The sequence below is a fragment of the Saccharopolyspora karakumensis genome (assembly GCF_004349225.1).
GTDB lineage: Bacteria > Actinomycetota > Actinomycetes > Mycobacteriales > Pseudonocardiaceae > Saccharopolyspora > Saccharopolyspora endophytica.
Map to the genome: position 1 here is coordinate 223,071 of NZ_SMLA01000001.1, position 22,282 is coordinate 245,352.

A 22,282-nucleotide genomic window follows, 5' to 3' on the forward strand; every position below is an offset into this window, starting at 1 on the left:
AGATCCGTTGTGCCGGTCGGTTCGGCCCACAACCGCCCGCCGCCGCGGAGGTCGACGAGCCCCGAACGCAACAGCGGCGCCCTCCCGCAGGAGGACGCCGCTGTGGGGTGTTGCTCGGGCTAGCTGGTGACGGAGCCGCCGTGGGCGACGTCGCCCTCCTTGCCCAGGCGCGAGTGCGACCGGCCGTAGAGGAAGTAGATCACCACACCGGCGATCATCCACACCATGAACCGGACCCAGGTCAGGGCGGTCAGGTTCAGCATCAGCCACAGGCAGGCCAGGATCGCCAGGATCGGCACGAACGGCACCAGCGGGGCGCGGAAACCGCGCGGCAGGTCCGGACGGGTCCGCCGAAGCACGATGACACCCAGCGAGACCAGGATGAACGCGAACAGCGTGCCGACGTTGACCATCTCCTCCAGCTTGTCCGCCGGGAAGAAGGCCGCCGCCAGGACGACCACGACGCCGACCAGGACCGTCGCGCGCATCGGGGTTCCGGCGGTGGAGGTCTTGGCCAGGCCCTTGGGCATCAGGCCGTCGCGGGACATCGCGAACAGCACGCGGGTCTGGCCCAGCAGCAGCACCATGACCACAGTGGTCAGACCGGCCAGCGCGCCGACGGAGATGATCGCCGCCGCCCAGGTCACGCCGTGCTGCGCGAACGCGGTGGCCAGGGTGGCCCGGGTGCCGTCCTCGGTGGTGGCCAGGTCGGTGTAGGGCACCATGCCGGTGACCACCAGCGCGACCGCGACGTAGAGGACCGTGACGATCGCGAGGCTGCCCAGGATGCCGCGCGGGGCGTTCTTCTGGGGGTTCTTGGTCTCCTCCGCGGTGGTCGCGACGATGTCGAAACCGATGAACGCGAAGAACACCAGCGAGGCACCGGCCAGCAGGCCGAACATGCCGTAGGTGCTGGTCTGACCGCCGAGCATCAGCGACAGCAGGGACTGCTCGATCGCCGGGCTGTCCTCAGTGGCCTGTTCGGCCGGCGGGATGAACGGCGTGTAGTTGTCGGCGTTGATGTAGGCGAGGCCGACCACGATCACCAGCAGCACGACGGCCACCTTGATGATGGTGATGACCAGCGACACCCGCGCGGAGAGCTTCGTGCCGACCGCCAGCAGCGTGGACAGCACCACGACCAGCAGCAGCGCGCCCCAGTCGAACTGGAGCGGCCCGAGCGGCAGCGAGGTGGGCACGCTGAGCCCGATCAGCTTCAGGACCTCTTCGAGGTACACCGACCAGCCCTTGGACACGGCCGCGGCGGCGACCGCGAACTCCAGGATCAGGTCCCAGCCGATGATCCAGGCGATGAACTCGCCGAAGGTCGCGTAGGAGTAGGTGTAGGCACTACCGGCGACCGGCACCGTCGAGGCGAACTCGGCGTAGCACAGCGCGGCGAGCCCGCAGGCGATCGCGGAGAGCACGAAGGCCAGCGAAACCGAAGGTCCGGAGACGTCACCCGCCGTGCGTGCCGCGAGCGTGAAGATGCCGGCACCGATCACGACCGATACGCCGAAGACGATCAGGTCCCAGGTGCCCAGGTTTTTGCGTAGTTTTGTGTCCGGCTCGTCGGTGTCGAGAATGGATTGCTCTACCGACTTGGTTCGCCACAGCCCAGTGCCTGGCACTGTCGCCTCCTCATCAAGTCCCAAGTGTCGCGGGGTGGAACGCACCCTAACCTGCTTGTGTCGCTCCAGGTAACGGTCGACTAGTGTTCGCCATAGTTTTCGTTAACCCGTTGTGATGACAAGACGGTGTCTTGTGTCAGGCCGTGGTCATCCGGCCACGGTCGAGATCCGGTTCCAGGTAGATCAGGCGAGCCGCCGGAACGTTCGCTCGGATCCGCTTTTCAGCACCATCGATCTCGGCGGCGACTTCCGCAACCGAGAGCGACTCGGTGAAGCAGATCTTCGCCGCGATCAGCAGCTCGTCGGGTCCGAGGTACTGGGTGCGGATGTGGATGACGCGCTCCACGCGCTCGGACTCCAACTGGCCGACGATCTCGTCGAGCACGTCGCGGCTCGCGCCCTCGCCGATGAGCAGGCTCTTGGTCTCCACGATCAGCACCACCGCGATGACCCCGAGCAGCACGCCGATGCACACGGTGCCGATGCCGTCGAAGATCGCGTTGCCGGTCAGAACCGTCAGCCCCACACCGCCGAGCGCCAGCACCAGTCCGACCAGCGCGCCGAGGTCCTCCAACAGCACCACCGGGAGCTCGGGGGTCTTGGACTGGCGGATGAACTGCCACCAGGTCAGCTCGCCCTTGATCGCGCGCGATTCCTTGATGGCGGTCCGGAAGCTGTAGGTCTCCAGGCCGATCGCGATCACCAGGATGAGCACCGCCACCCACGCCGACTCCAGCGGCTCCGGGTGCTCGATCTTGTGGATGCCCTCGTAGAGCGCGAACACCGAACCCAGGGTGAACAGCATCAGCGCCACGACGAACGAGTAGAAGTACCGGTCCCGGCCGTAGCCGAACGGGTGCTCCTCGGAGGCCTTGCGCTGCGAGGTCTTCTGGCCGAGCAGCAGCAGCCCCTGGTTCGAGGTGTCGGCGAGCGAGTGCACCGACTCCGCCAGCATCGACGACGAACCGGTGAACAGGAATCCACCGAACTTGGCCACCGCGATTCCCGCGTTGGCGACCAATGCGGCGAGGATGGCCTTGGTCCCGCCCCCTGCTGACACGTTCTCCTCCTGGCGATCCGGCTGCGATGTCGGGAGGAATCTACCGGGTGCCCGGCTCGATCAGGGGCGGAGTGAACCTAACCGTTGTGCGAGATCGCTCTCGAGAACGACCCGGCCGCGGCCCGGAAGACCTGGGCCTGCCCGTCCGGATCCAGTTCGGCCGGGCGGACTTCCACCGCCGGATCGCTGGCGGCGAGCCACACCGAGTGGCCGCGGTGCAGGACCAGTTCGCGCGGCAGCGAGCCGTTGCCCGGATGACCGCTGGTCAGGCGGACGCTTCCCTTGGTGCACAGCAGTATCTGCGGACCGGGCGAGTCCAGGTGGACGGTTCCGGACTCGGCCGGCGTCCAGTCCAGCCGGGACAGCTCGAACTCGTCGGCCGGCGCGCGGTAGGCCGTCAGGTTGGCGTCCAGCGACTCGCCCTTGAGGACTCGCATGTCCCCGCACGAGAAGTCCAGGACCTTCAGCAGTTCCGGCACGTCCACGTGCTTGGGCGTCAGGCCGCAGCGAAGGATGTTGTCGGAGTTGGCGAGGATCTCGATGCCGGTGCCGTGCAGGTACGCGTGCAGGTTGCCCGCGGGCAGGAAGATCGCCTCGCCCGGCTGCAGCACGATCCGGTTCAGCAGCAGGCTCGCCAGCACTCCCGCGTCGTGCGGGTAGGCCTCGCCCAGCTCCAGCACCGTGCGGCACTCCAGGGCGAACTCGCCGCGCTCCCTGACGTGCGCGACGCAGGCGTCCAGCAGCTCCGGCAGGACGTCGCGCAGGTAGTGCTCGGGCAGCGTGATCCAGGTCGTGAACAGGGCGCGCAGACCGCTGGCGTCCGGTTGCGCGGCCAGCAGCTCGCGGTGCGCGCGCAGGCTGGGCACGTCCAGCGCGTCGAGCAGCCGGACGGTGCGCTGCGCCTCGCGGAACCCGGCGAGCGCGTGGAACTCGGTGAGCGCGCAGATCAGCTCGGGCTTGGCCGTCGGGTCCGGGTAGTTGCGGTTGGGCGCGTTGCGCGCGATCCCGGCCCGCTCCTCCCGGGAGAAGCCCTCGGCGGCCTGCTCGGCGGACGGGTGGGCCTGCAGGCTCAGCGGCTCGTCGGCGGCGAGGACCTTCATCAGGAACGGCAGCCTGCCGCCCCAGCGGCGCACGCACTCGTCGCCGAGGTGGTGCGCGGGTTCGGAGTCCAGCAGCGACAGCAGCGACACCTCGTCCCCGTCGGGTCGCAGCACCCGGGACGGGTCACCCGGGTGAGCACCCATCCACAGCTCGGCTTCCGGGTGCGGGGTGGGGACGGGCCGACCGAGCAGATCCGCAATAGCGGTGCGCGAGCCCCAGGCGTAGGGGCGCACCGCGTTTCGCAGTAGCTCCACAGTCGTTCTCGCTTCCTCGTTCTCGCGCTTGCTCGTCCGGCCAAGCACACCTCGCCGGGCGGGCGTGCGGCATCGGGGAGATCCCGGGTTCTCGGTGCGGCTCGCCTCAGCTCATGGCCAGGGCCGGCCAGCCCGGGCCGTTGAGGGTGCCCGCGGCCAGGCCCAGGTACACGGCGGCCAGGTCGAACCGGGCCGCCAGGACCGCCGCGCGCAGCAGCGGGTCGGCGCGCACCGTGTCCCCCGGTACGACCACGTCCGCACCGGGCAGGTCCCGCGCAGCGGACCGTTCGAACACCTCCCCCTGGTCGTTGTGGCGCGTGCTGATCAGCAAGGCCCTCAGCTGCGCCCCCGGCTCGTCCTCGGGGTCGGCGAAGATGTCGGCCTCGGAGCCGGCGGAAGTGGCGGCGCGGTGCAGCGCGCGCTGCACGACCGCGTGCGGGTACTCGGCGACGTGGGCGGGAACGCCCGCGTGCGCGCCGAGCGCGAACGCGCCGTGGCCGGCCACGGCGGCGGCGATGGGGCCCAGACCCCACAGCAGCGGGGTGCGGTCGGCCATCCGCAGCGCCAGCGACTTGGCCGGATTGCTCAGGGACTCGTGGCCGGGGTGGGCGCGCTCGGCTTCCCGGTCGAGCTCTTCGGCGAGCTCCTCGGTGTCGAAGTCCAACAGGCCCAGTGCGCGGAAGGTGCTGATCCCGGCGGCGAAGACGTAGGCGAACGCGAGCGCGGGCGGCACCGGCACGCGCGGCACCAGGATCTTCGCGCGGCCCGCGCCCGCGGCGGCGACGGGGCCTTCGGAGGGCACCGCGAGCACGACGCTGGCGGTGCGGCGGCAGGCGGTGGCCACGGATTCGGCGAGCGCGACGTCACCGACGTCGTCGGTGTGGGCGAACACCACGTCCAGCGGTCCCACCCAGGACGGCAGCTCGTCGGAGATCACCACCGGGACCGGGCAGCGGGCGCCGGTGAGCGCGACCAGCAGGTTCGCCACGCCCGTGGACACGCCGGGCCTGGTCAGGAGCACGACCGCGCGCGGGCGGCCGTCGGCCAGTTCGTCGAGGCCGGCTTCGGCCGCGGTTTCGGCGGTGGCGCGCACCTGCGCGCCGGAGAGCGCGGCCAGCCTCAGCAGGCCGCCGGAATCGACGTCGGCCAGCCTGGCCGGGTCGTCGAGGAGACTGTCGTCCAGCACCGGCGCTTCACCCCTCCCCGGCGCCGCCGGGAGACCCGCCCCCGACGGCTTCTTCCAGCAACAGCACCGGAATGCCGTCCCGCACCGGGAAACCGCGGCCGCAGGAAGCGCAGGTCAGGTAGTCGGCCTGCGCGTCGTCGGCCAAGCCGGGCCGCAGCGCGCCGTGCTCCTCGCACGGGCAGGCCAGGATCTCCAGCAACTGCGCTTCCAGGTCAACGGCCACGTTTTCCTCCCCAACTCGCGCGCTTCGGCGAGTGTCGCTCATCAGTGTCGACGTCGGTTCATCCGCGGATGACCGCGAGCACCTCGTCGCGCAGCGCGGCCATGGCCTCAGTGTCCCTCGCCTCGACGTTGAGCCGGAGCAGCGGTTCGGTGTTGGACGGGCGCAGGTTGAACCACGTCCCGTCCGACAGCTCCACGGTAAGCCCGTCGAGCTCGTCGACAGAAGCGCCATTCCGGTCACCGAAGGTGTCGGCGACGGCGCGCAGGCGGGCCTGCTGGTCGTCGACCGTGGAGTTGATCTCGCCGCTGGCCTCGTAGCGCGAGTAGTCGGCCATGAGCTCCGACAGCGGCGCGTCCTGGCCTCCGAGGGCGGCCAGCACGTGCAGCGCGGCCAGCATCCCGGAGTCGGCGCGCCAGAAGTCGCGGAAGTAGTAGTGCGCGGAGTGCTCGCCGCCGAAGATGGCTCCGGTCTCGGCCATCGTCTGCTTGATGAACGAGTGGCCGACGCGGGTGCGCACCGGCTTGCCGCCCAGCTCGGAGACGATCTCCGGCACGACCTTGGAGGTGATCAGGTTGTGGATGATCGTCCCGCCGGGCTCCTTGGCCAGCTCGCGGGCGGCGACCAGCGCGGTGATCGCGCTCGGGGTGACCGGTTCGGCGCGCTCGTCGACCACGAAGCAGCGGTCGGCGTCGCCGTCGAAGGCCAGGCCCGCGTCCGCTCCGACCTCGCGGACCTTGGCCTGCAGGTCGACGATGTTGGCCGGGGCGAGCGGGTTGGCCTCGTGGTTCGGGAAGGAGCCGTCGAGCTCGAAGTACATCGGCACGAGTTCGACCGGCAGGTCGGCGAACACGGTGGGCACGGTGTGCCCGCCCATGCCGTTGCCGGCGTCGACGACGATCTTGAGCGGGCGGATCTCGCGCAGTTTCACCAGGTCGAGCAGGTAGGCCGAGTACTCGGCGACCATGTCGCGCTCGCTGGTCGACCCCTTGGCGCCGAGGAACTCCGGCACGCCGTGACCGACCAGTTCGCGGATCTCGGACAGGCCGCTGTCCTGGCCGACGGGCGCTGCGCCCGCCCGGCAGAGCTTGATGCCGTTGTACTGGGCCGGGTTGTGGCTGGCGGTGAACATCGCGCCCGGCAGCTCCAGCTTGCCGGAGGCGAAGTAGAGCATGTCGGTGCTGGCCAGCCCGATGTTGATGACGTCGACGCCCTGGCCGGTGACGCCTTCGGCGAACGCCTGCGCCAGTCCGGGCGAGGACTCCCGCATGTCATGGCCGATCACCACGGCCGGTCCGCCGACCAGTCTGGTGAACGCCGCTCCGATCTCCCGCACGACGTCGGCATCGATGCCTTCGCCGACCACTCCGCGGATGTCGTAAGCCTTGACGATCCCCGACAGGTCCCGCACGCTGCACCCTCCCCGGTTCCCAACCAACGTGGTTGGCAGCCTACCGGCGATCGGCATGTCGTTGGCAGCATCCGGTTTGACCAGAGCTGTTCGTCACGATCTGTTCACTCGTCCACGGGGTCGGGCAGCGCCCGCAGGTGTGCGCGGCGACCGGCTCCCGGGGCGCTGACCTGCGGCTCCACCGGCCTGTCCGGTCTGCCCGCTTCGCGCACGGCCTCGGCCAGCGCGGTCAGGTCGTCATCCGACGGGGTCGGTGGCGCGAACTCGCCTTCGTGCCGGACGACCTCCCAGCCGTTGGGAACGGTGAGCCGCAGCGCGTGCGCCTCGCACAGGTCGTAGCTGTGCGGCTCGGCATAGGTGGCCAGCGGTCCGACGACCGCGGTCGAGTCCGCATAGGCATAAGTGAGCGTGGCGACGGCCGGGTTGACACACCCGGTCCGCGAGCACCGCCTCACGCTCCGCACGCCACGCACGATAGCGCCTCCTGTCCACCTCGCGGCGCAGGCACGCGGAATCTCTTTCACGAGCCACGCCGAACACCAGTTTCCACCCTGCCCCCCGCCGAGTTGAGGGGGTGTCTGCTTACGGCGAACAGCCGGTCGCGATCACCACCGGAAATCCCCGTGACGGTTGTCCCGGCCCGGGTTGCCGAGGGCGTACCCTCAGCCCGTGGTGACCGCACGTGGATCTCGGCGTCGAACCCGCTACCGGCGGGATCGGCGCGGCCGTGGCCTGCGCGGACCGCTGTACCCCTCCTCGGTCCCGGTCTCGCGCAGCCGTTCGCAGCGCTTCGACGCGCTGGTGCTGGAAGCGCTGGAACCCATCGAGCAGCGCTGGCACGCCGAACTGACCCAGCTCGATGTGGCCGTCGACGAGGTACCGGAGATCAACGACACCGCTCCGGAGAAGGTGACCTGGGACGACGACGTCGTCGTCGACGCCAACGTCCCGCTCGCCCGGCTCGTCCCGGCAGGCGTGGACAAGCGCGGCCTGCCCACGCGCGCCCGCATCGTGCTCTACCGCAGACCGCTGGAGGCCCGCGCTCGCGACGGCACGGACATGGCCGACCTGCTGCACGACGTCCTCGTCGAGCAGGTCGCGACCTACCTGGGCCTGGACCCGGACGTCATCGAGGGGCAGTGACGCCCTTGCGGCGCCGCCCGGGGATCGCCGCGATCACCGTGAACAGCACCACCGCCGCCTGCACCACCAGCAGCGTGGTGCGCGGGAGCTCGGTGTAGCCGACCTGGACCTCGGCGGCCTGCTGCGGCAGCGGCACGGCGACCTGGTGACCCCACGCGGTCCCCAGCGGAACGCGCTCGCCGTTGACGGTGGCGTACCAACCGGGCTCGTTCTCGGCGCCGAGCACCAGCGCGCGTCCGGTCCCGCCCTCGGAGATCCGCACGGTGAACGACGGCAGCTCGGCGTCCACCGGCAGCGGACGCGCTTCCGGGGCCGGGCCGGGTTCGGTCTGGGCCTGCCGGGAGAGGTCGGGGCCGACGAGCTTCACCGGCGTCGCCGGCAGCAGCAGCCGCAGCTCGCGGCCCGGGCCGGTGAGGCGGCCGTCGTCGACGACCATGTCGTAGGCCAGTTCGGGCAGCCGCGAGTTCGCCGGGACGATCACGTGGTCGGCGCCGCGGGCGGCGACCGCGGCCAGCGCTCGGCGGACCCGCGCGCTGTCGTCGCTGCGCAGGTCCTCGTCGACCTGGCGCAGCCAGTCGGCCGCGGTGCCCGCCGGGGCGAGGTCGTCGTCACCGAAGCGCGGACCGCTGCCGGTGATGAGCCGGGCGGGTTGTGGTCCCGGCTCCAGCACCATCCGGGTGCCGGACGCGGGGGCGTCCTGGTGGACGCGCAGCGGGCCCGAAACGCTGCCGATCGCCGAGGCACCGCCCAGCGCGAGCAGCCCGACCACCAGCACCGGCGCGGTGATCTTCCAGCTCAGCGCGGGCATCTTCGCGAACAGCACGATCCCGGCGCATCCGGCGGCGACCAGCACCAGCGGACCGCCCGTCCAGCCGGGGCTCGCGACGCCGCCGGTGAGCGGTTCGGTGGACACCGTGCCGATGACGACGGCCGTCAGCCAGCCGAGCAGCGCGACCCCGGCGCCGGCCAGCATCCGGGCGTCCCAGCAGATCGCCAGCGCCAGGATCGCGGCCAGCACCAGCAGCACGCCGAGCGCGCCCACCGCCGAGCCGTCCGCGCTGAGCGCGGCCAGCAGCACCGACGCGGGCTGCTCGACGACGCGGGCGCCGAGCCCGTGCACCAGGACCTCGGGGTGGCTGAGCAGCAGCACCGGCCACGGCAGCAGGCAGGCCACCGACAGGAGCACGAGCGCGACGAGTCCGGCGGCGCGGCGGCGTCCGCGCAGGCCGTTGCCGGGGACGAGCACGTGCGCGAGCAGCGCCAGCACGATCAGCGACAGGTGCACCGCCGGCGCGAAGGCGCCGAGGACGGCCAGACCGAACGCGGTGAGGCAGGCCGTGCCGAGCCACTGGCCGTCGGAGCGGCGGATGACCGCGGCGATCCCGGCCAGCAGCGGCGGAACCAGCACGTGCGCGACGACGACGTCGAGCCGTCCTTGCCCTGCCGAGATCGCGGCGACCGGCAGCAGCGCGTAGGCGCCGGCGACCAGGGCGCGGCGCAGCGGGGAGGCGTCGACCGCGCGGGTGGCGAGGTAGGCGCTCAGCCCGGCGAGCGGCACGCCGAAGAGCATCAGCGCGGCGACCGCGACCGACGGTCCACCTAGGACGGAGCCGAGCAGCGCCAGCACGACCAGCGAGGGCGACGCGGGTGAACCGGTGCCACCGCCGACGGCGTGCCACGCGCTGAGGTAGTCGCTCCAGGTGGTGGCCAGGTCAGCGGTCGGCAACAGCCTGCCGCCGGCCAGCGTTCCGCCGAAGCGGTTCGCGATCAGCGCGTTGACGAGCGCGAAAACGACGAGAACGGCGGTCATCGCGGTTCCGGGCGAGCGCAGCGCCGACAGCGCCCGCTCGCGCGGTGAGCGGCGGACCGGCTCCGGGGTTTCCCCGGTGTCCGGGGCGTCCGCGGACTCGCGTGGTGACGGCGTCGGCCGCTCGGTCCGGTCGCTTCGCTCAAAGACGAAGCGGTGCAACGACTTCAGGCCCTGCAACCGCGACTTCGACGGCTCGTCCACCCGCGCTGGTCCTCCCGCTCGTCCGAACCACTACGGCCCGAACGGTAATGCACGCGGAACGTCCAGCGGACTGGGTGTGACGACCTCTCGCGCCGTTGCGGAGCGGACGCGACGGACGTGACGGCGACCTTCGCGGCTCGCACCGGTGCGGGGCGAGCGCGGAAACAGCCGGTCAGACCGCGCGGCGCTTGAGCTTGCGGCGCTCGCGTTCGGACAGGCCGCCCCAGATGCCGAAGCGCTCGTCGTGCTGCAGCGCGTATTCCAGGCATTCGGAGCGGACCTCGCAGCCGGCGCAGATGCGCTTGGCCTCGCGAGTGGATCCGCCCTTCTCCGGGAAGAACGCTTCTGGGTCGGTTTGCGCGCAGAGCGCGCGCTCCTGCCACTCCTGCTCTTCTTCCATCTCGAAGAGCTCGGCGAGCGCGTCGAACTCCGCGACCGTGGCGGTGGCGGTGGCGTCCCCGCGCTCCGCGAGACGGCTATCTCCTGATTCCCACATGACTCCCCCGATTTCTCCCCGTTATCCCGCCGGTCCTCCCCAGGACCGGAACAGGACGCACTCCTGCTCGCAGGTTTCCGGTCCCGATGCCGGGACCAGGACGCATCGACGGCGATGCCGTCGCCGACCGCTCACATCGCCGCCCTCTCACTGCCGGCGACGCGCCGATCGACCTCGTGTCCGGCCGGGTTCTCCCGCTCCCGGCCGACCGCCGAAACGACCACCGCGCCGCAGCGAGGCGATCGGTTTCAACAGCGAATGACACTGCTGTGATTACACCCGTGTAGCTCCTTGCGGTCAAGCCGGGACCATCCGTAGGGGGACATCCGGATCTGCGGATCCCCAGGTCCGGCCGCCCCAACCAGACCCGCGCGTTCAGCACAGGGCCAGTGGTCCGTACGGCGCAATGCGCTGCGCCAAGATCATTAATACCACCCCCGATCGATCACCGCTCTCCGAATCCGATCAACACGCGCACGGCGAGTCGGGGAGACTTGGACCGTGACTACCTCCGTCGCGCGGGTCAGCCCGCTGTTCCTCGGCATCGTCGCCGTCACCGCGCTCGGCGGTGTCCTGACGACGTTCACCAACACCACCGCTCTGACCAGCGGCGTCATCATGCTGGTGCTGGGCGGCTGGGCGGTTTCGCTGTGCTTGCACGAATTCGGGCACGCGGCCACCGCCTACCGCGGCGGTGACTGGTCGGTGCGCTCGAAGGGCTACCTGACGCTGGACCCGCGCCGCTACACCGATCCAGTGCTGAGCATCATCCTGCCGTTGATCTTCGTGGCCATCGGCGGCATCCCGCTCCCCGGCGGCGCGGTGTGGATCAACCACAGCGCTCTGCGGGGCCGCAGGGTCGAGTCGATGGTCTCGCTAGCGGGACCACTGACGAACCTCGTGCTGGGCCTGATCCTGACGACGATCATCGCCTTGGTCCCGATGCCGATCGGGCTGACGGCCGGACTGTCCTACCTGGCCTTCCTGCAGGTGATCGCCTTCGTGCTCAACATCCTGCCGGTTCCCGGCCTCGACGGGTACGGCGCGATCGAGCCGTGGCTGTCGGCGCCGGCCCGGCGGTTCGGCGAGAAGGCCCGGCCGTGGGCTCCGCTCGTGCTGTTCCTGCTGCTGATCGGTGTTCCGCTGGTGGGCAGCTGGTTCTTCGAGCTCGCCTACTTCGTGTTCGACCTGGTCGGCGGGGACTCCGCGATGACCTCGCTGGGGCAGACCTTCTTCCGGAGCATCTTCGGCGGCCTCTGAGTCCACTGACCGGGAGGGTCCGGGTTCACAGACCTCGCCGGTGATGGGCGTGCGAGGATCGGTGGTGTGAAGGTCGTAGTTCTGGTCGGCGGCGTCGGTGGCGCCCGTTTCCTGCTCGGAGTCAAGGCGGCGCTCGGGCTGCCCGCCATCGGCGAGGCGGAGAGTTCCGAACACGAGATCACCGCGGTGGTCAACGTGGGTGACGATGTGTGGATGCACGGGTTGCGGGTCTGCCCCGACCTCGACACCTGCATGTACACGCTCGCCGACGGCATCGACACCGCCAAGGGCTGGGGCCGGGTCGACGAGACCTGGTCGGTCAAGGAGGAGCTCGCCGCCTACGGCGCCGAGCCGACCTGGTTCGGCCTCGGCGACCGCGACATCGCCACCCACCTCGTGCGCTCCCGGATGCTGCGCGCGGGCTACTCGCTGTCGGCGGTGACCGAGGCGCTGTGCGACCGCTGGCGGCCTGGGGTTCGGCTGCTGCCGGTCACCGACGACAGGGTCGAGACGCACGTGGCGATCGACGACCCGGACACCGGTGAGAGCCGGGCGGTGCACTTCCAGGAGTGGTGGGTGCGCTACCGCGCCGAGCCGGAGGCGCACGCGATCGTGCCGGTCGGCGGCGACGAGGCCAAGCCGACCCCCGAGGTGCTGGACTCGATCGCGCAGGCCGACGTGGTGCTGCTGGCCCCGTCGAACCCGGTGGTGAGCATCGGAACGCTGCTGGCGGTGCCCGGTTTCCGCACCGCGCTGCGCGAGACGAAGGCCGCCGTGGTGGGCCTGTCGCCGATCATCGGCGGCAAGCCGCTGCGCGGGATGGCCGACGCGTGCTTGAGCGCGATCGGCGTGGAGACCTCGGCGGAGGCCGTCGGCCGCCACTACGGCTCGCGCGGCGACGCCGAGGGAATCCTGGACGGATGGTTGGTGCACAGCGACGACACCGCCGACGTGCCCGGCGTGACGGTGCGCTCGGTGCCGCTGCTGATGTCCGATGTGGACGCCACCGCCGCGATGGCGCGGGCGGCGTTCGACCTGGCTTCGGAGAAGTCATGACACCCAGGGATCACGCGGCGACCGGGGGCTTGCAGCTGTTCGCGGTGACGGGGTTGCCGGAGTTCGTCGAGGGGGACGATCTGGCGGCGTCGATCTCGGCGGCCGCTCCGTGGTTGAGCGACGGTGACGTCCTCGTCGTCACCAGCAAGATCGTGTCGAAGGTCGAGGGCCGGATGATCACCGCGCCCGAGGACCCCGAGCAGCGTGATGCGCTGCGGCGCGAGCTGGTGCTGTCGGAGGCCACGGCGGTGCTGGCCCGCAAGGGCCGGACGCTGATCACGCAGAACAAGCTCGGCATCGTCCAGGCCGCCTCCGGTGTGGACGCCTCGAACGTCGCGCAGGACCAGATCGCGCTGCTCCCGGAAGACCCGGACGCCTCCGCCCGGCGGTTGCGGGACGGCATCGCCGCCCGGCTGGGCGTGCAGGTCGCCGTGGTGGTCACCGACACGATGGGCCGGGCCTGGCGGGTCGGGCAGACCGACGCGGCCATCGGCTCCGCCGGGCTGGCCGTGCTGCACCGCTACGCGGGCAGCACGGACGCGCAGGGCAACGAGCTGGCCGTCACCGAGGTCGCGATCGCCGACGAGATCGCCGGTGCGGCGGATCTGGTCAAGGGCAAGCTCGGCGGCATCCCGGTCGCCGTGGTGCGCGGACTGACCACTGTGGACGACGGTTCGGAGGCGCGGGACCTCGCCCGCCCGGTCGAGGAGGACCTGTTCCACCTGGGAACGGCCGAGGCGATCGCGCGGGGACGCCGCGAAGCGGTGCTGGTGCGCCGCTCGGTGCGCGAGTTCGCCGACGCCCCGGTGGCGGAGGAGTCGCTGCGGCGCGCGGTCGGGGCGGCGCTGACCGCTCCCGCTCCGCACCACACGCGCCCGGTGCGCTTCGTGTGGCTGCGCGATCGGCCGCTGCGGGTCAAGCTGCTCGACGCGATGCGCACCGCGTGGCTGGAGGACCTGCGCGGCGACGGGTTGTCCGAGCAGGCAGCCCAGCGCCGGGTCAACCGCGGGAACCTGCTCTACGCGGCGCCGGAAGTGGTGCTGCCGTTCCTGGTCCGCGACGGCGCCCACTCCTACCCGGACGAGGCGCGCTCGGACGCCGAGCGGCAGATGTTCACCGTCGCGGGCGGGGCGGCGGTGCAGGGGCTCCTGGTGTCGCTCGCCGCCGAGGAGCTCGGCTCGTGCTGGGTCTCGTCGACGATGTTCTGCGCCGAGGTGGTCCGCAAGGCCCTCGACCTGCCGGCCAACTGGGAACCTCTCGGCGCCGTCGCGGTCGGCCACCCGGCGACTCCGGCCGAGGGCCCGCGACCGCCGCGCGACCTGGACGAGGGATTGGTGGAGCTGTGAGCGGACCGCACGCGGACGCGACGCGGGTGCTGGGCGATTGGCGCCCGGTCGACCCGCAGCAAGAAGCCCTGCGCCAGGCGTTCCTCACGCTGCTCGACGCCCGCGAGGACGCCTGCCTGCGCGCCTGCGAACCCGGGCACGTCACGGCCTCGGCGGTGCTGCTGGACTCGGCGGGCGACAACGTGCTGCTCACCCTGCACCCCCGCGTGGGCCGGTGGTTGCAGCTGGGCGGGCACTGCGAGCCGGAGGACGACACCCTCGCCGGTGCGGCGCTGCGCGAGGCCACCGAGGAGTCCGGGATGACCGGTCTGGTGGTCGATCCGGAGCCGGTGCACCTCGACGTCCACCCGATCACCTGCTCGCTCGGCAAGCCGACCCGGCACTTCGACGTCCGCTACGTCGTCCGCGCCCCGGCCGGCGCCGAGCCCACCCTCAGCGAGGAATCCCTCGACCTGCGCTGGTGGCCCCTGACGACCCCGCCGGAGGACACCGACCTCGGCCCGCTGCTCACTGCGGCGATGGCAGGCTGACTCCGTTCGAACGCTTGCGAGGCCAAGGCCGAGTCACTGCACCAACCGGAGTTCGCATCGAATCCCCGGGGCAGCGGCCAGCCGCTTGTCACCCGTGACGAGGGGCAGTTCGTTCAGCTCCGCGACGGCAACATACGCAGCGTCGTAAGAGGAAAGGTTGTGACGCAGTTCCCAGACCCTTCCTCTGACCGCGGCGGTGAACGGGAGTTCCTGAATGAACGTCGCCGCCCACCTGCCGAGGACGTCCTCCGCGTGCATCGCAGAGATCTTTCCGCCCGCGACCAGTCCCCGCAGCACGCTGAGCATCTCAACTGGTTGATGCGGGGGCGCTGCCCAGCTGGTGTGCGTCCCGAGGAGTTTCCGGACCTGGGGCCCGCTGTGGTTCGCTCCGAGGAAGAACGAGACCAGGGTCGAAGTGTCGACGACGATCACGCAACACCCGTCCGACCATCGCCCCCTGGAGCCTCACCACGGGCAGCGCGGACCGCATCAACGATCTCGTCCATGCTCAGCAACCCGCCACCAACAGGCTCCATGTCCGCCAGTTCAGCGTTGCGCGAGAACCGCGCCTCACGCTCCAGCACAGCCAGCAGGTACGCCTGCAAGGACTGACCGCTCCGTTTTGCGGCCCGGGTGAGCAACTCTCTTACTTCTTCGGGAACGTTGCGAATCGTCAGAACAGCCATGACTTCATTATAGAGTCATAATGCAGTCATGGCTAGAAGGCCCGGTAGTCGCGCACGGGGAAGCGCGGGGCGTAGCGGGGGCGGTTGACGCCGGCCGCGGCGAGGTAGCGGACCGCTCGGTGGCGGTGGCCTTCGTAGGGGCTGAGCGCGCGGAGCATCCCCTCGTCGTCGAGGGGCCGGCCGACCAGGGCGGTGCCGACGATCGTGGGCAGGTGGAAGTCGCCGACGCTGACCGCGTCGGGGTCGCCCCAGGCGCGCTGCGCGACCTCGGCCGCCGTCCACGGGCCGATGCCGGGAATCTTCTGCAGGAGGTCGCGGCCCGCCTCACCGCGGAGGACCACGGCCTTCTCCAGGCTGCGCGCCGACGAGGCCGCCGCGAGCAGGGTGCGGCGACGGGCTCCGTCGATGCCCGCGCGATGCCACTCCCAATCCCGGATCTCGCGGACCTGCCGCGGATCGGGCGCCGTCCACAGCTTCTCCACCGGCCCGGGTGCGGGGTGGCCGAAGCGGCGGCACAGCTCCCGCCACGAGCGCCACGCCTCCCGGTTGGTGACCTTCTGCTCCAGGATCGCGGCGACGAGGACGTCCCACACCCGGCCCGACGAGCACAGCCGCATCCCCGACGCAGCCCTCATCCCCCGCGTGACGACGTCGTGGGCGGGGGCGAACCCGCTGTCGTCGTCGGAGGCGCCGAGCAGGTCGGGGACTCCCTCCAGCACCGCTTCGGCTCCAGGGCCCCACGCGGATGCGCGAACGGTTCCCTCGCGCGCACGCCGCAGCCGCAGCGTCGCGGGACCGTCGGCGGTGGTGCTGGCCCACCACAGCTCGCCCGGCTCGACGCGGGTCGTCGGGTCGCCGCCGCCGCGCCGCAGCGGTGACAGGACGCGGACCAGGTCCAGCGGGTAGTCGTGGTGCCAGTCACGGGTGAGGGGTTCGTTCATAGCGCTCAATCCGCCGAGAACCGTACTCCGTTCGGCGGAAGCTCGACGCCGGGCCAGACCCGGATCCCGGCCAGCAGCTCGCAGTCGGCACCGACCGTCGCGCCGTCACCGATCACCACGTCGCGCAGCACCGCCCCGGCACCGACCCGCGCACCGGCTCCCAGCACGCAGCGCTCCACGACCGCGCCGTCCTCGACCGTCACGTCCTCGAAGAGCACCGAGGCGCTGACGTGGGCATGGGAACCGATCTCGCAGTTCTCCCCCACGGTGCTGCCCGCCTCGACGACCGCGTCCTCGGCGACCTTCGCTCCGGCGAGCACCAGCGCCTGCCCGGTCGGACCGAGCAGCGCGTCGGACGGGGCGTTGCCCAGGACGAGGTCCGCGCTGCCGCGCACGAACGCGGCGGGGGTTCCCATGTCCAGCCAGTACGAGGCGTCGACGTAGCCCTGCACGCGGGCTCCGGAGGCGAGCAGTTCGGGGAAGGTCTCGCGCTCGACCGACACCGGTCTGCCGGTGGGGATGGCTTCGATCACCTCTCTTCGGAAGACGTAGCAACCCGCGTTGATCTGGTCGACCGGCGGGTTCTCGGTCTTCTCCAGGAAATCGGTGACCCGCCCGTCCGCGTTGGTGGGCACGCAGCCGAAGCGGCGCGGATCGTCGACCTTCACCAGGTGCAGGGTGACGTCGGCCGCCGTGTCGCGGTGGGTGTCGAGCAGCTCGGCGAGGTCTACGCCGGAGAGGATGTCGCCGTTGAACACCAGCACGTCGTCGGCGGTGAGCCGGTCGGCGACGTTGCGGATCGCGCCCGCGGTGTCCAGTGGTTCGGACTCCACCACGTACTCGATGTGCAGGCCGAGGTCGGATCCGTCACCGAAGTGCTCCTCGAAGACCTCCGCCTTGTAGGAGGTGCCGAGGACCACGTGCTCGATGCCGATCGCGCGGATCCTCGACAGCAGGTGGCGCAGGAACGGCACTCCGGCGGTCGGCAACATCGGCTTCGGTGCGGACAGGGTCAAAGGCCGGAGCCGGACCCCCCGACCGCCCACCAGCACGACCGCTTCCGCCTTCGGGCGCGGTTCGGCCGGGGTCTGCGCATCCGCGGACATCGGCGTCGTCCTCCTCTACCTGACCTAGATCAATGACGAAAACCCATTGGGGGGAATACTCTGGCAGTGGCACCGGCATAATGACACTGGGCCCGTGCCCGATGGCCGTGCCCGGTTCAACGCCACACCTGGTTCTTTGCCAGGTTCGGCACCACCGACTGCGAACGACTGAGAGGGCATCCACATGGACCCGCGCCTCCGAGCCGACGAAGCACTTGCTCGCGCGCGGGCACGCGGCGCGTTCGTCGTCACACCGGACAACGCCACATCACCGATGGACGCGGCGAACACCGTGCGGATCCCGCGCGACATCGTCAACAGCGCGGGCGCGGACACCGACACGAACATGCTGCCCGCCGCAGGTCAGCAGATGCAGGCGCAGCAGCAGCCGCAGTTCCCGACCGCCGACCCGCACACCGGGTGGCCGACCGAGGACTACGGGCAGCCGCAGCAGCACGGCATGCCGCCCAACCCGTACCAGTCGCAGCGCGGCCCGAACGAGTTCGGACCGCTCGGGTCGCAGCCCACCCAGCAGTACCCGCAGCAGTACTAGGCGATCAGCGCGCTTGGATCTTGGCGCGCGCGGCCAGGCCGAGCTTCAGCGCGAGGCGCAGCGGCGCCCACTTCAGGCCCTGGTACCGGTCGGCGAGGTAGCGGTAGGCGGAGCGGTGGTGCTCGGTGAGCATCCGCTTGGACACCTGCGAGGTCGAGGCGCCGCCGATGTGCATGATCTCGGCGTCCGGCACGTAGACGTTGAGCCAGCCGGCCTTGCCCAGCCGGTCTCCGAGGTCGACGTCCTCGAAGTACATGAAGTAGCGCGGGTCGAAACCGTCGACGGAGTCGAACGCCTCGCGCCGCATCAGCAGGCAGGATCCCGACAGCCACCCCGCGGTGCGCTCACCGCTGCCGGAGTCCGACTGGCGGTAGGCGCGAGACCAGGGGTTGCCGGCCCAGATCTTGACGAACAGCGCGTGCCCGACACCGCGCCCGATCGACGGCAGCAGCCGAGCCGACGGGTAGACCTCGCCGGTGGGCTCGGTGATCAGCGGGCCGAAAGCGCCACCGCGCGGCCAGCGCCCGGCCGCCGCGATCAGCTCGTCGAGGGAGCCCGCGCCCCACTCCAGGTCGGGGTTGGCGATGACCACCCAGCCGTACTCCGGACCGAGCGCGGCGACTCCGCGGTTGGCTCCCCCGCCGTATCCGAGGTTGCCGCCGGTCGGCACGAATTCGACGTTCGCGTGCTGCTGAGCGGCCTGCTGCGGTGCGCCGTCCTGCGAACCGTTGTCGGCGAGGATCACGCGGACCGGGCGCTCGGTGGCCTTGTCCAGGGTGTCGATGAAGCGCTGCAACGTTTCGCCGGGCGAGTAGGTCACGGTGACGACGGCGAGTTCGTCGCCGTAGGTGCGCGCGTTGGTCACGCCGCCAATTCTGCTGCAACGCGGTCGCCGCCGGGTCAGCGGGTGCTGGCGTGGTGGGCGCGCGCGTAGGCCTCGCGGTGCTGGGTCGCGCAGGCGCCCCAGGTGAACTCCTTGGCCCGCAGCTGCGCGGCGGCGGCCAGGGCCGAGCGGCGAGCCGGATCGTCGAGGAGTTCGCGCAGGCCGGCGGCGATGTCGGTGGGCCGGACGCCGCAGTAGGCGACGGCGTCACCGCCGACCTCCGGCAGGCTGAGCCTGCGGGTGGTCAGCACCGGTGCACCGCAGGCCATCGCTTCCAGGACCGGCAGTCCGAAGCCCTCGCCGAGGCTCGGGTAGGCCACCAGCCGCGCACCGCCGAGGAATCCGGCGAGCTCGCCGAACGGCAGGTACCCGGCCCTGATCACCCGGATCCGGTGCGGCACCGATTCCAGCGCCCGCTCGACCTTGGTGTCCCAGCCGGGCTGCCCGGCGAGCACCAGCGCCGGGGCTTCGTCGCGACGTCCCCCGCAGGCCTGGGTGAAGGCCCGGATGAGCGCGGGGACGTTCTTGCGCGGTTCGAGGGCGCCGAGGAACGCGACGTAGGGCTGGTCGAAGAGGTTCAGGCGGTCGCGGACGACCGCGATCTCCTCGGGCGTGGGCGGGTGGAACCGGTCCGGGTCGACGCCGTGGTAGCTCACCGCCATGCGGTTGCGGTCCGCTCCGACTGTGCGCGCGAGCTCGGCGGCCGTGGCCTGGCTGGGCACCACGCAGATCTCGGCGCGGCGCAGCGCGGCCCGCGTCCACGCCCGGAAGAAGCGGGCCTTGACCGGCGAGTGCACGCGGCGGTTGGTGAAGAACGTGGCGTCGTGCAGGGTCACCACCGACGCGGCGGGGTTGGCCAGCGGCGTCGTGTAGTGCGGCGAGTGCAGCACGTCGACACCGAGCTTGTTGACCAGCACCGGCAGCGTCGTCTGCTCCCACGTCAAGCGCGCCGTCCGGGTCGCGACCGCCTCGGCGGCCGGGATGATCCGCGAGTGCGGCGCGAGGGTGGCGTAGAGAGCGGCGTCGCGCGGCTGGCACACCACGGTGACCCGCGCGCCGTCCGAATCCAGGGCGGCGAGCAGGGAATCGACGTACCGCCCGACGCCGCCTCGGTCCGCGGGGACCGCGGTGGCGTCGATCAGAATGTGCGGTTCACCTCTGTGCACCAGGAAAGAGTACGGCGAAGGTGCACGGCTTCGTGCCCAGTACGTGAAAAACGTGGGAGCGAAGCGCAGCCGCTGTGAGCAAGGGAACCTTTCGGTCACCGTTCGCCGGCTCGCAACCTGATCGTCGCGAGGTAGGGAACCTTTCAGTCACCGACGAGGTCGCGGTGCAGTTCCCAGATGTCGAGGGCCGCTCGTTCCCAGGTGAACTCGGCCGCCCGGCGCTGCCCGGCCGCGGCGAGGTCGGTTCTGCGTCGCGGGTCGTCGGCGATGCGGCGCAGCGCGACCGCCATCGCGGGCGGGTCGGCTCGGGGGACTTCGACTCCCGCACCGCCGGCGACCTCCGACAGGGCCGGGGCGTCGGAGTGGACGACCGGGAGGCCGAGCGCCATCGCTTCGATCAGCGGCAGGCCGAAGCCCTCGGCGAGGCTCGGCGCGACCAGCGCCGTGGCGCCGCGCAGCAGCGCGGAGAGCTCGGCGTCGGTGATGTCGGTGAGCACCCGCAGGCGGCGGTACCCGGTGTCGGACGCGAGCGCGGGAAGGTCGAGGTCTCCCCAGCCCGGGCGGCCGACGATCAGCAGCGGCAGGTCGGGGGCGTTCGGTTCGGCGAGGGCCCGGATGAGGTGCTGGTAGCCCTTGCGCGGCTCGATGGTGCCGATGGCCAGCAGGTACTCCGGCGGGAGGTCGAGACGGGTGGCGGGCGCGGGTTCGGCCAGCAGCGCGGGGGTCACGCCCTCGGGGATCACCTGGGGTGCGGAGGTGAGCGGAACTCGACCGGCCAGGTCTTCGGCGACGGCGCGGGTGGGCACCACCAGGGCGTCCGCGTGACCGGCGGCTCGGGTGATCGCGCGCCGGTGCCAGGTGACTCCGCGCGGGGTGAGGGTTTCCGGGTGGGTCCAGGGGACGGTGTCGTGCACGGTGACGACCAGGCCGCGCCCGCGTCGGCGGGGCGGGGCGAGCGGGGTCATCGCGTGGACGGTGTCGCCGCCCGGCCACAGCGGCAGGCCGCGCTCCCACGCCGCGATCAGCGCGCGTCGCGGCAGCGGCAGCACGCGGGGTCCCGCGACGCCGGGCACGCGGGCCTTCTCGGGATCGCCGCTGCGGCTGATCGCCCCGGTCACCGTCCAGCCGTCGGGTGCGGTGGCGGCGAGGGCGCGCAGCAGTTCCCGGGTGTAGCGGCCGGTGCCGCCGGGGACCGGGGCCAGCAGCTGCTCGGCGATGGCAACCAGCTCGGGCACGCGCTCAGCTTCGCACGCGCTGGAAACCCGCCGATGCGTGACGCTAGGTTTCCCCGGTGACATCAGACGGGGTGCGCACCACGGTCATCGTGATCACCTGGCGCGGCCGGGCCCACATCGACGCCTGCCTGGAAGCGCTGGCCGCGCAGTCGCGTCCGCACCGGACGCTGGTGGTGGACAACGCCTCCGACGACGGCACGGCCGAACTGCTCGCCGCCCACCCCGAGATCGAGGTGCTGCGGCTGCCTCGCAACGTCGGCTACGCGGGCGGCCTGGCCGCCGCGCTGCCCGAGGTGGACACGCCCTTCGTCGCCTGGCTCAACGACGACGCCGCCCCGTCCGCGGACTGGCTGGAGGTGGTGGAGGGGAACCTTGCTGCCACCGCCACCGCCGCGGCGGTCACCTCCGTGCTGCGGACGCCGGACGGCGGTGTGCAGTCGACGGGCGTGCGGCTGACCGCTGACGGGCACGGCGCGGACGCCACCGGGGCCGGCGTCGTCTTCGGGTTCTGCGGTGGGGCCGCGCTGCTGCGCACCGACGTGCTGCTCGAGGTGGGAGGGGTTCCGGCCGACTTCTTCTGCTACTACGAGGACACCGACACCGCGTGGCGGCTGCGGTTGGCGGGTTTCGACGTGGTGGCCACCGAGGCGACCGCCACGCATCTGCACGGGGCCAGCACCCGGCCCGGTTCGGCGCTGTTCCACCGCTGGAACGAGGGGAACCGCCTGCTCACCTTGCTGCGCTGCGCGCCAGCCGGGGTGGCGGTTCGCGAGCTGGCGAGGTTCGCGGCCCTCACGCTGCTGCTGCCGTGGCGCGATGTGCCCCATCGCCCGCCGAACCTGCGTGCGGGCCTGCGGCTGCGGGTGTTGGTGAAGGTCTCCTCCCTGCTGCCCGCGACGCTGCGCGCCCGGCGCCGGATCGGCCGGACGGTGCGGGTTTCCCGCCGCGAGGTGTGGGAGACCTGGGCGGGTCGGTGAGCGGACGTCAGTGCTGTGCAAGGCGGTTGT

At 71.5% G+C, this 22,282-nt stretch carries 23 protein-coding genes; 7 read left to right on the plus strand and 16 right to left on the minus strand.

What is annotated here, in order from left to right; translation table 11 throughout:
• Positions 1-119: 119 nt before the first annotated feature.
• From E1202_RS01015 to E1202_RS01045, 7 genes are all read right to left on the minus strand, one after another.
• A complete protein-coding gene (locus E1202_RS01015) occupies positions 120-1,631 on the minus strand; it encodes an amino acid permease (RefSeq protein WP_132680351.1) in 1,512 nt (503 codons plus the stop codon).
• Between the two features lie 136 nt (positions 1,632-1,767).
• The gene (locus tag E1202_RS01020) at positions 1,768-2,691 is read right to left on the minus strand and encodes a cation diffusion facilitator family transporter (RefSeq protein ID WP_132680352.1); all 924 of its coding nucleotides are present in this window, start codon (positions 2,689-2,691) and stop codon (positions 1,768-1,770) included.
• Positions 2,692-2,768: 77 nt separating this feature from the next.
• On the minus strand, positions 2,769-4,046 hold the full coding sequence (manA, locus tag E1202_RS01025; RefSeq protein ID WP_132680353.1) for a mannose-6-phosphate isomerase, class I: 1,278 nt from the start codon (positions 4,044-4,046) through the stop codon (positions 2,769-2,771).
• Between the two features lie 106 nt (positions 4,047-4,152).
• Entirely contained in the window at positions 4,153-5,232 is a 1,080-nt protein-coding gene (locus tag E1202_RS01030; RefSeq protein WP_132680354.1) for an SIS domain-containing protein, read from the minus strand.
• A 7-nt stretch (positions 5,233-5,239) separates the two neighbouring features.
• Positions 5,240-5,455, minus strand: coding sequence for a Trm112 family protein (locus tag E1202_RS01035; RefSeq protein WP_165943694.1), 216 nt, complete (start codon positions 5,453-5,455; stop codon positions 5,240-5,242).
• A gap of 58 nt (positions 5,456-5,513) precedes the next feature.
• Positions 5,514-6,863, minus strand: coding sequence for a phosphomannomutase/phosphoglucomutase (locus E1202_RS01040; protein ID WP_132680355.1), 1,350 nt, complete (start codon positions 6,861-6,863; stop codon positions 5,514-5,516).
• 104 nt (positions 6,864-6,967) lie between these two features.
• Positions 6,968-7,327 (minus strand): DUF3499 domain-containing protein, encoded by a 360-nt coding sequence (locus E1202_RS01045; protein ID WP_207918411.1) that lies wholly within the window; start codon positions 7,325-7,327, stop codon positions 6,968-6,970.
• Positions 7,328-7,532: 205 nt separating this feature from the next.
• Here E1202_RS01045 and E1202_RS01050 point away from each other — a divergent pair, with 205 nt between their 5' ends.
• Positions 7,533-8,006, plus strand: a complete 474-nt coding sequence (locus tag E1202_RS01050; protein ID WP_207918412.1) for a metallopeptidase family protein — start codon at positions 7,533-7,535, stop codon at positions 8,004-8,006.
• On the opposite strand, the gene E1202_RS01055 is transcribed toward E1202_RS01050, so the two are convergent.
• Together E1202_RS01055 and E1202_RS01060 are read right to left on the minus strand one after the other, a co-directional pair.
• Positions 7,990-10,017, minus strand: coding sequence for a hypothetical protein (locus E1202_RS01055; protein ID WP_132680356.1), 2,028 nt, complete (start codon positions 10,015-10,017; stop codon positions 7,990-7,992). The genes E1202_RS01050 and E1202_RS01055 overlap by 17 nt on opposite strands.
• Before the next feature lie 172 nt (positions 10,018-10,189).
• The gene (locus E1202_RS01060) at positions 10,190-10,417 is read right to left on the minus strand and encodes a WhiB family transcriptional regulator (protein ID WP_145744635.1); all 228 of its coding nucleotides are present in this window, start codon (positions 10,415-10,417) and stop codon (positions 10,190-10,192) included.
• A 597-nt stretch (positions 10,418-11,014) separates the two neighbouring features.
• On the opposite strand from E1202_RS01060, the gene E1202_RS01065 reads away from it, so the two are divergent.
• The 4 genes from E1202_RS01065 to E1202_RS01080 all read left to right on the plus strand — a co-directional run bounded on the left by E1202_RS01065 (position 11,015) and on the right by E1202_RS01080 (position 14,705).
• Positions 11,015-11,773 carry a site-2 protease family protein gene (locus tag E1202_RS01065; protein WP_132680357.1) on the plus strand — a complete coding sequence of 253 codons (759 nt, stop codon included), beginning with the start codon at positions 11,015-11,017 and terminating at the stop codon, positions 11,771-11,773.
• A gap of 66 nt (positions 11,774-11,839) precedes the next feature.
• Positions 11,840-12,829, plus strand: coding sequence for a 2-phospho-L-lactate transferase (gene cofD, locus E1202_RS01070; protein WP_132680358.1), 990 nt, complete (start codon positions 11,840-11,842; stop codon positions 12,827-12,829).
• Positions 12,826-14,175, plus strand: coding sequence for a coenzyme F420-0:L-glutamate ligase (locus E1202_RS01075; protein ID WP_132680359.1), 1,350 nt, complete (start codon positions 12,826-12,828; stop codon positions 14,173-14,175). Before cofD ends, E1202_RS01075 begins: the two co-directional genes overlap by 4 nt.
• Positions 14,172-14,705: an NUDIX hydrolase gene (locus tag E1202_RS01080; RefSeq protein ID WP_132680360.1), complete on the plus strand. Its 534-nt coding sequence runs from the start codon at positions 14,172-14,174 to the stop codon at positions 14,703-14,705. Before E1202_RS01075 ends, E1202_RS01080 begins: the two co-directional genes overlap by 4 nt.
• 33 nt (positions 14,706-14,738) lie before the next feature.
• Here the strand turns inward: E1202_RS01080 and E1202_RS01085 are convergent, their stop codons facing one another.
• Genes E1202_RS01085 through manB form a run of 4 tightly spaced genes read right to left on the minus strand, consistent with a single transcriptional unit; the run spans position 14,739 to position 17,438 of the window.
• Positions 14,739-15,137, minus strand: coding sequence for a type II toxin-antitoxin system VapC family toxin (locus tag E1202_RS01085; protein ID WP_132672467.1), 399 nt, complete (start codon positions 15,135-15,137; stop codon positions 14,739-14,741).
• A complete protein-coding gene (locus E1202_RS01090; protein ID WP_132680361.1) occupies positions 15,134-15,391 on the minus strand; it encodes a FitA-like ribbon-helix-helix domain-containing protein in 258 nt (85 codons plus the stop codon). The genes E1202_RS01085 and E1202_RS01090 overlap by 4 nt, the downstream gene beginning before the upstream one ends.
• A 32-nt stretch (positions 15,392-15,423) precedes the next feature.
• The gene (locus tag E1202_RS01095; protein WP_132680362.1) at positions 15,424-16,332 is read right to left on the minus strand and encodes a DNA-3-methyladenine glycosylase family protein; all 909 of its coding nucleotides are present in this window, start codon (positions 16,330-16,332) and stop codon (positions 15,424-15,426) included.
• Between the two features lie 5 nt (positions 16,333-16,337).
• On the minus strand, positions 16,338-17,438 hold the full coding sequence (gene manB / locus E1202_RS01100) for a mannose-1-phosphate guanylyltransferase (protein ID WP_132680363.1): 1,101 nt from the start codon (positions 17,436-17,438) through the stop codon (positions 16,338-16,340).
• A gap of 184 nt (positions 17,439-17,622) precedes the next feature.
• On the opposite strand from manB, the gene E1202_RS01105 reads away from it, so the two are divergent.
• The gene (locus E1202_RS01105; protein ID WP_132672471.1) at positions 17,623-17,991 is read left to right on the plus strand and encodes a hypothetical protein; all 369 of its coding nucleotides are present in this window, start codon (positions 17,623-17,625) and stop codon (positions 17,989-17,991) included.
• A gap of 4 nt (positions 17,992-17,995) precedes the next feature.
• Here the strand turns inward: E1202_RS01105 and E1202_RS01110 are convergent, their stop codons facing one another.
• The 3 genes from E1202_RS01110 to E1202_RS01120 all read right to left on the minus strand — a co-directional run bounded on the left by E1202_RS01110 (position 17,996) and on the right by E1202_RS01120 (position 21,275).
• Positions 17,996-18,856, minus strand: a complete 861-nt coding sequence (locus E1202_RS01110) for a glycosyltransferase family 2 protein (protein WP_132680364.1) — start codon at positions 18,854-18,856, stop codon at positions 17,996-17,998.
• A 35-nt stretch (positions 18,857-18,891) separates the two neighbouring features.
• On the minus strand, positions 18,892-20,019 hold the full coding sequence (locus E1202_RS01115) for a glycosyltransferase family 4 protein (RefSeq protein WP_165943700.1): 1,128 nt from the start codon (positions 20,017-20,019) through the stop codon (positions 18,892-18,894).
• 164 nt (positions 20,020-20,183) lie between these two features.
• Positions 20,184-21,275: a glycosyltransferase family 4 protein gene (locus E1202_RS01120; protein WP_235877506.1), complete on the minus strand. Its 1,092-nt coding sequence runs from the start codon at positions 21,273-21,275 to the stop codon at positions 20,184-20,186.
• 56 nt (positions 21,276-21,331) lie between these two features.
• Here E1202_RS01120 and E1202_RS01125 point away from each other — a divergent pair, with 56 nt between their 5' ends.
• The gene (locus E1202_RS01125; protein WP_132680367.1) at positions 21,332-22,252 is read left to right on the plus strand and encodes a glycosyltransferase family 2 protein; all 921 of its coding nucleotides are present in this window, start codon (positions 21,332-21,334) and stop codon (positions 22,250-22,252) included.
• Positions 22,253-22,282: the final 30 nt, after the last annotated feature.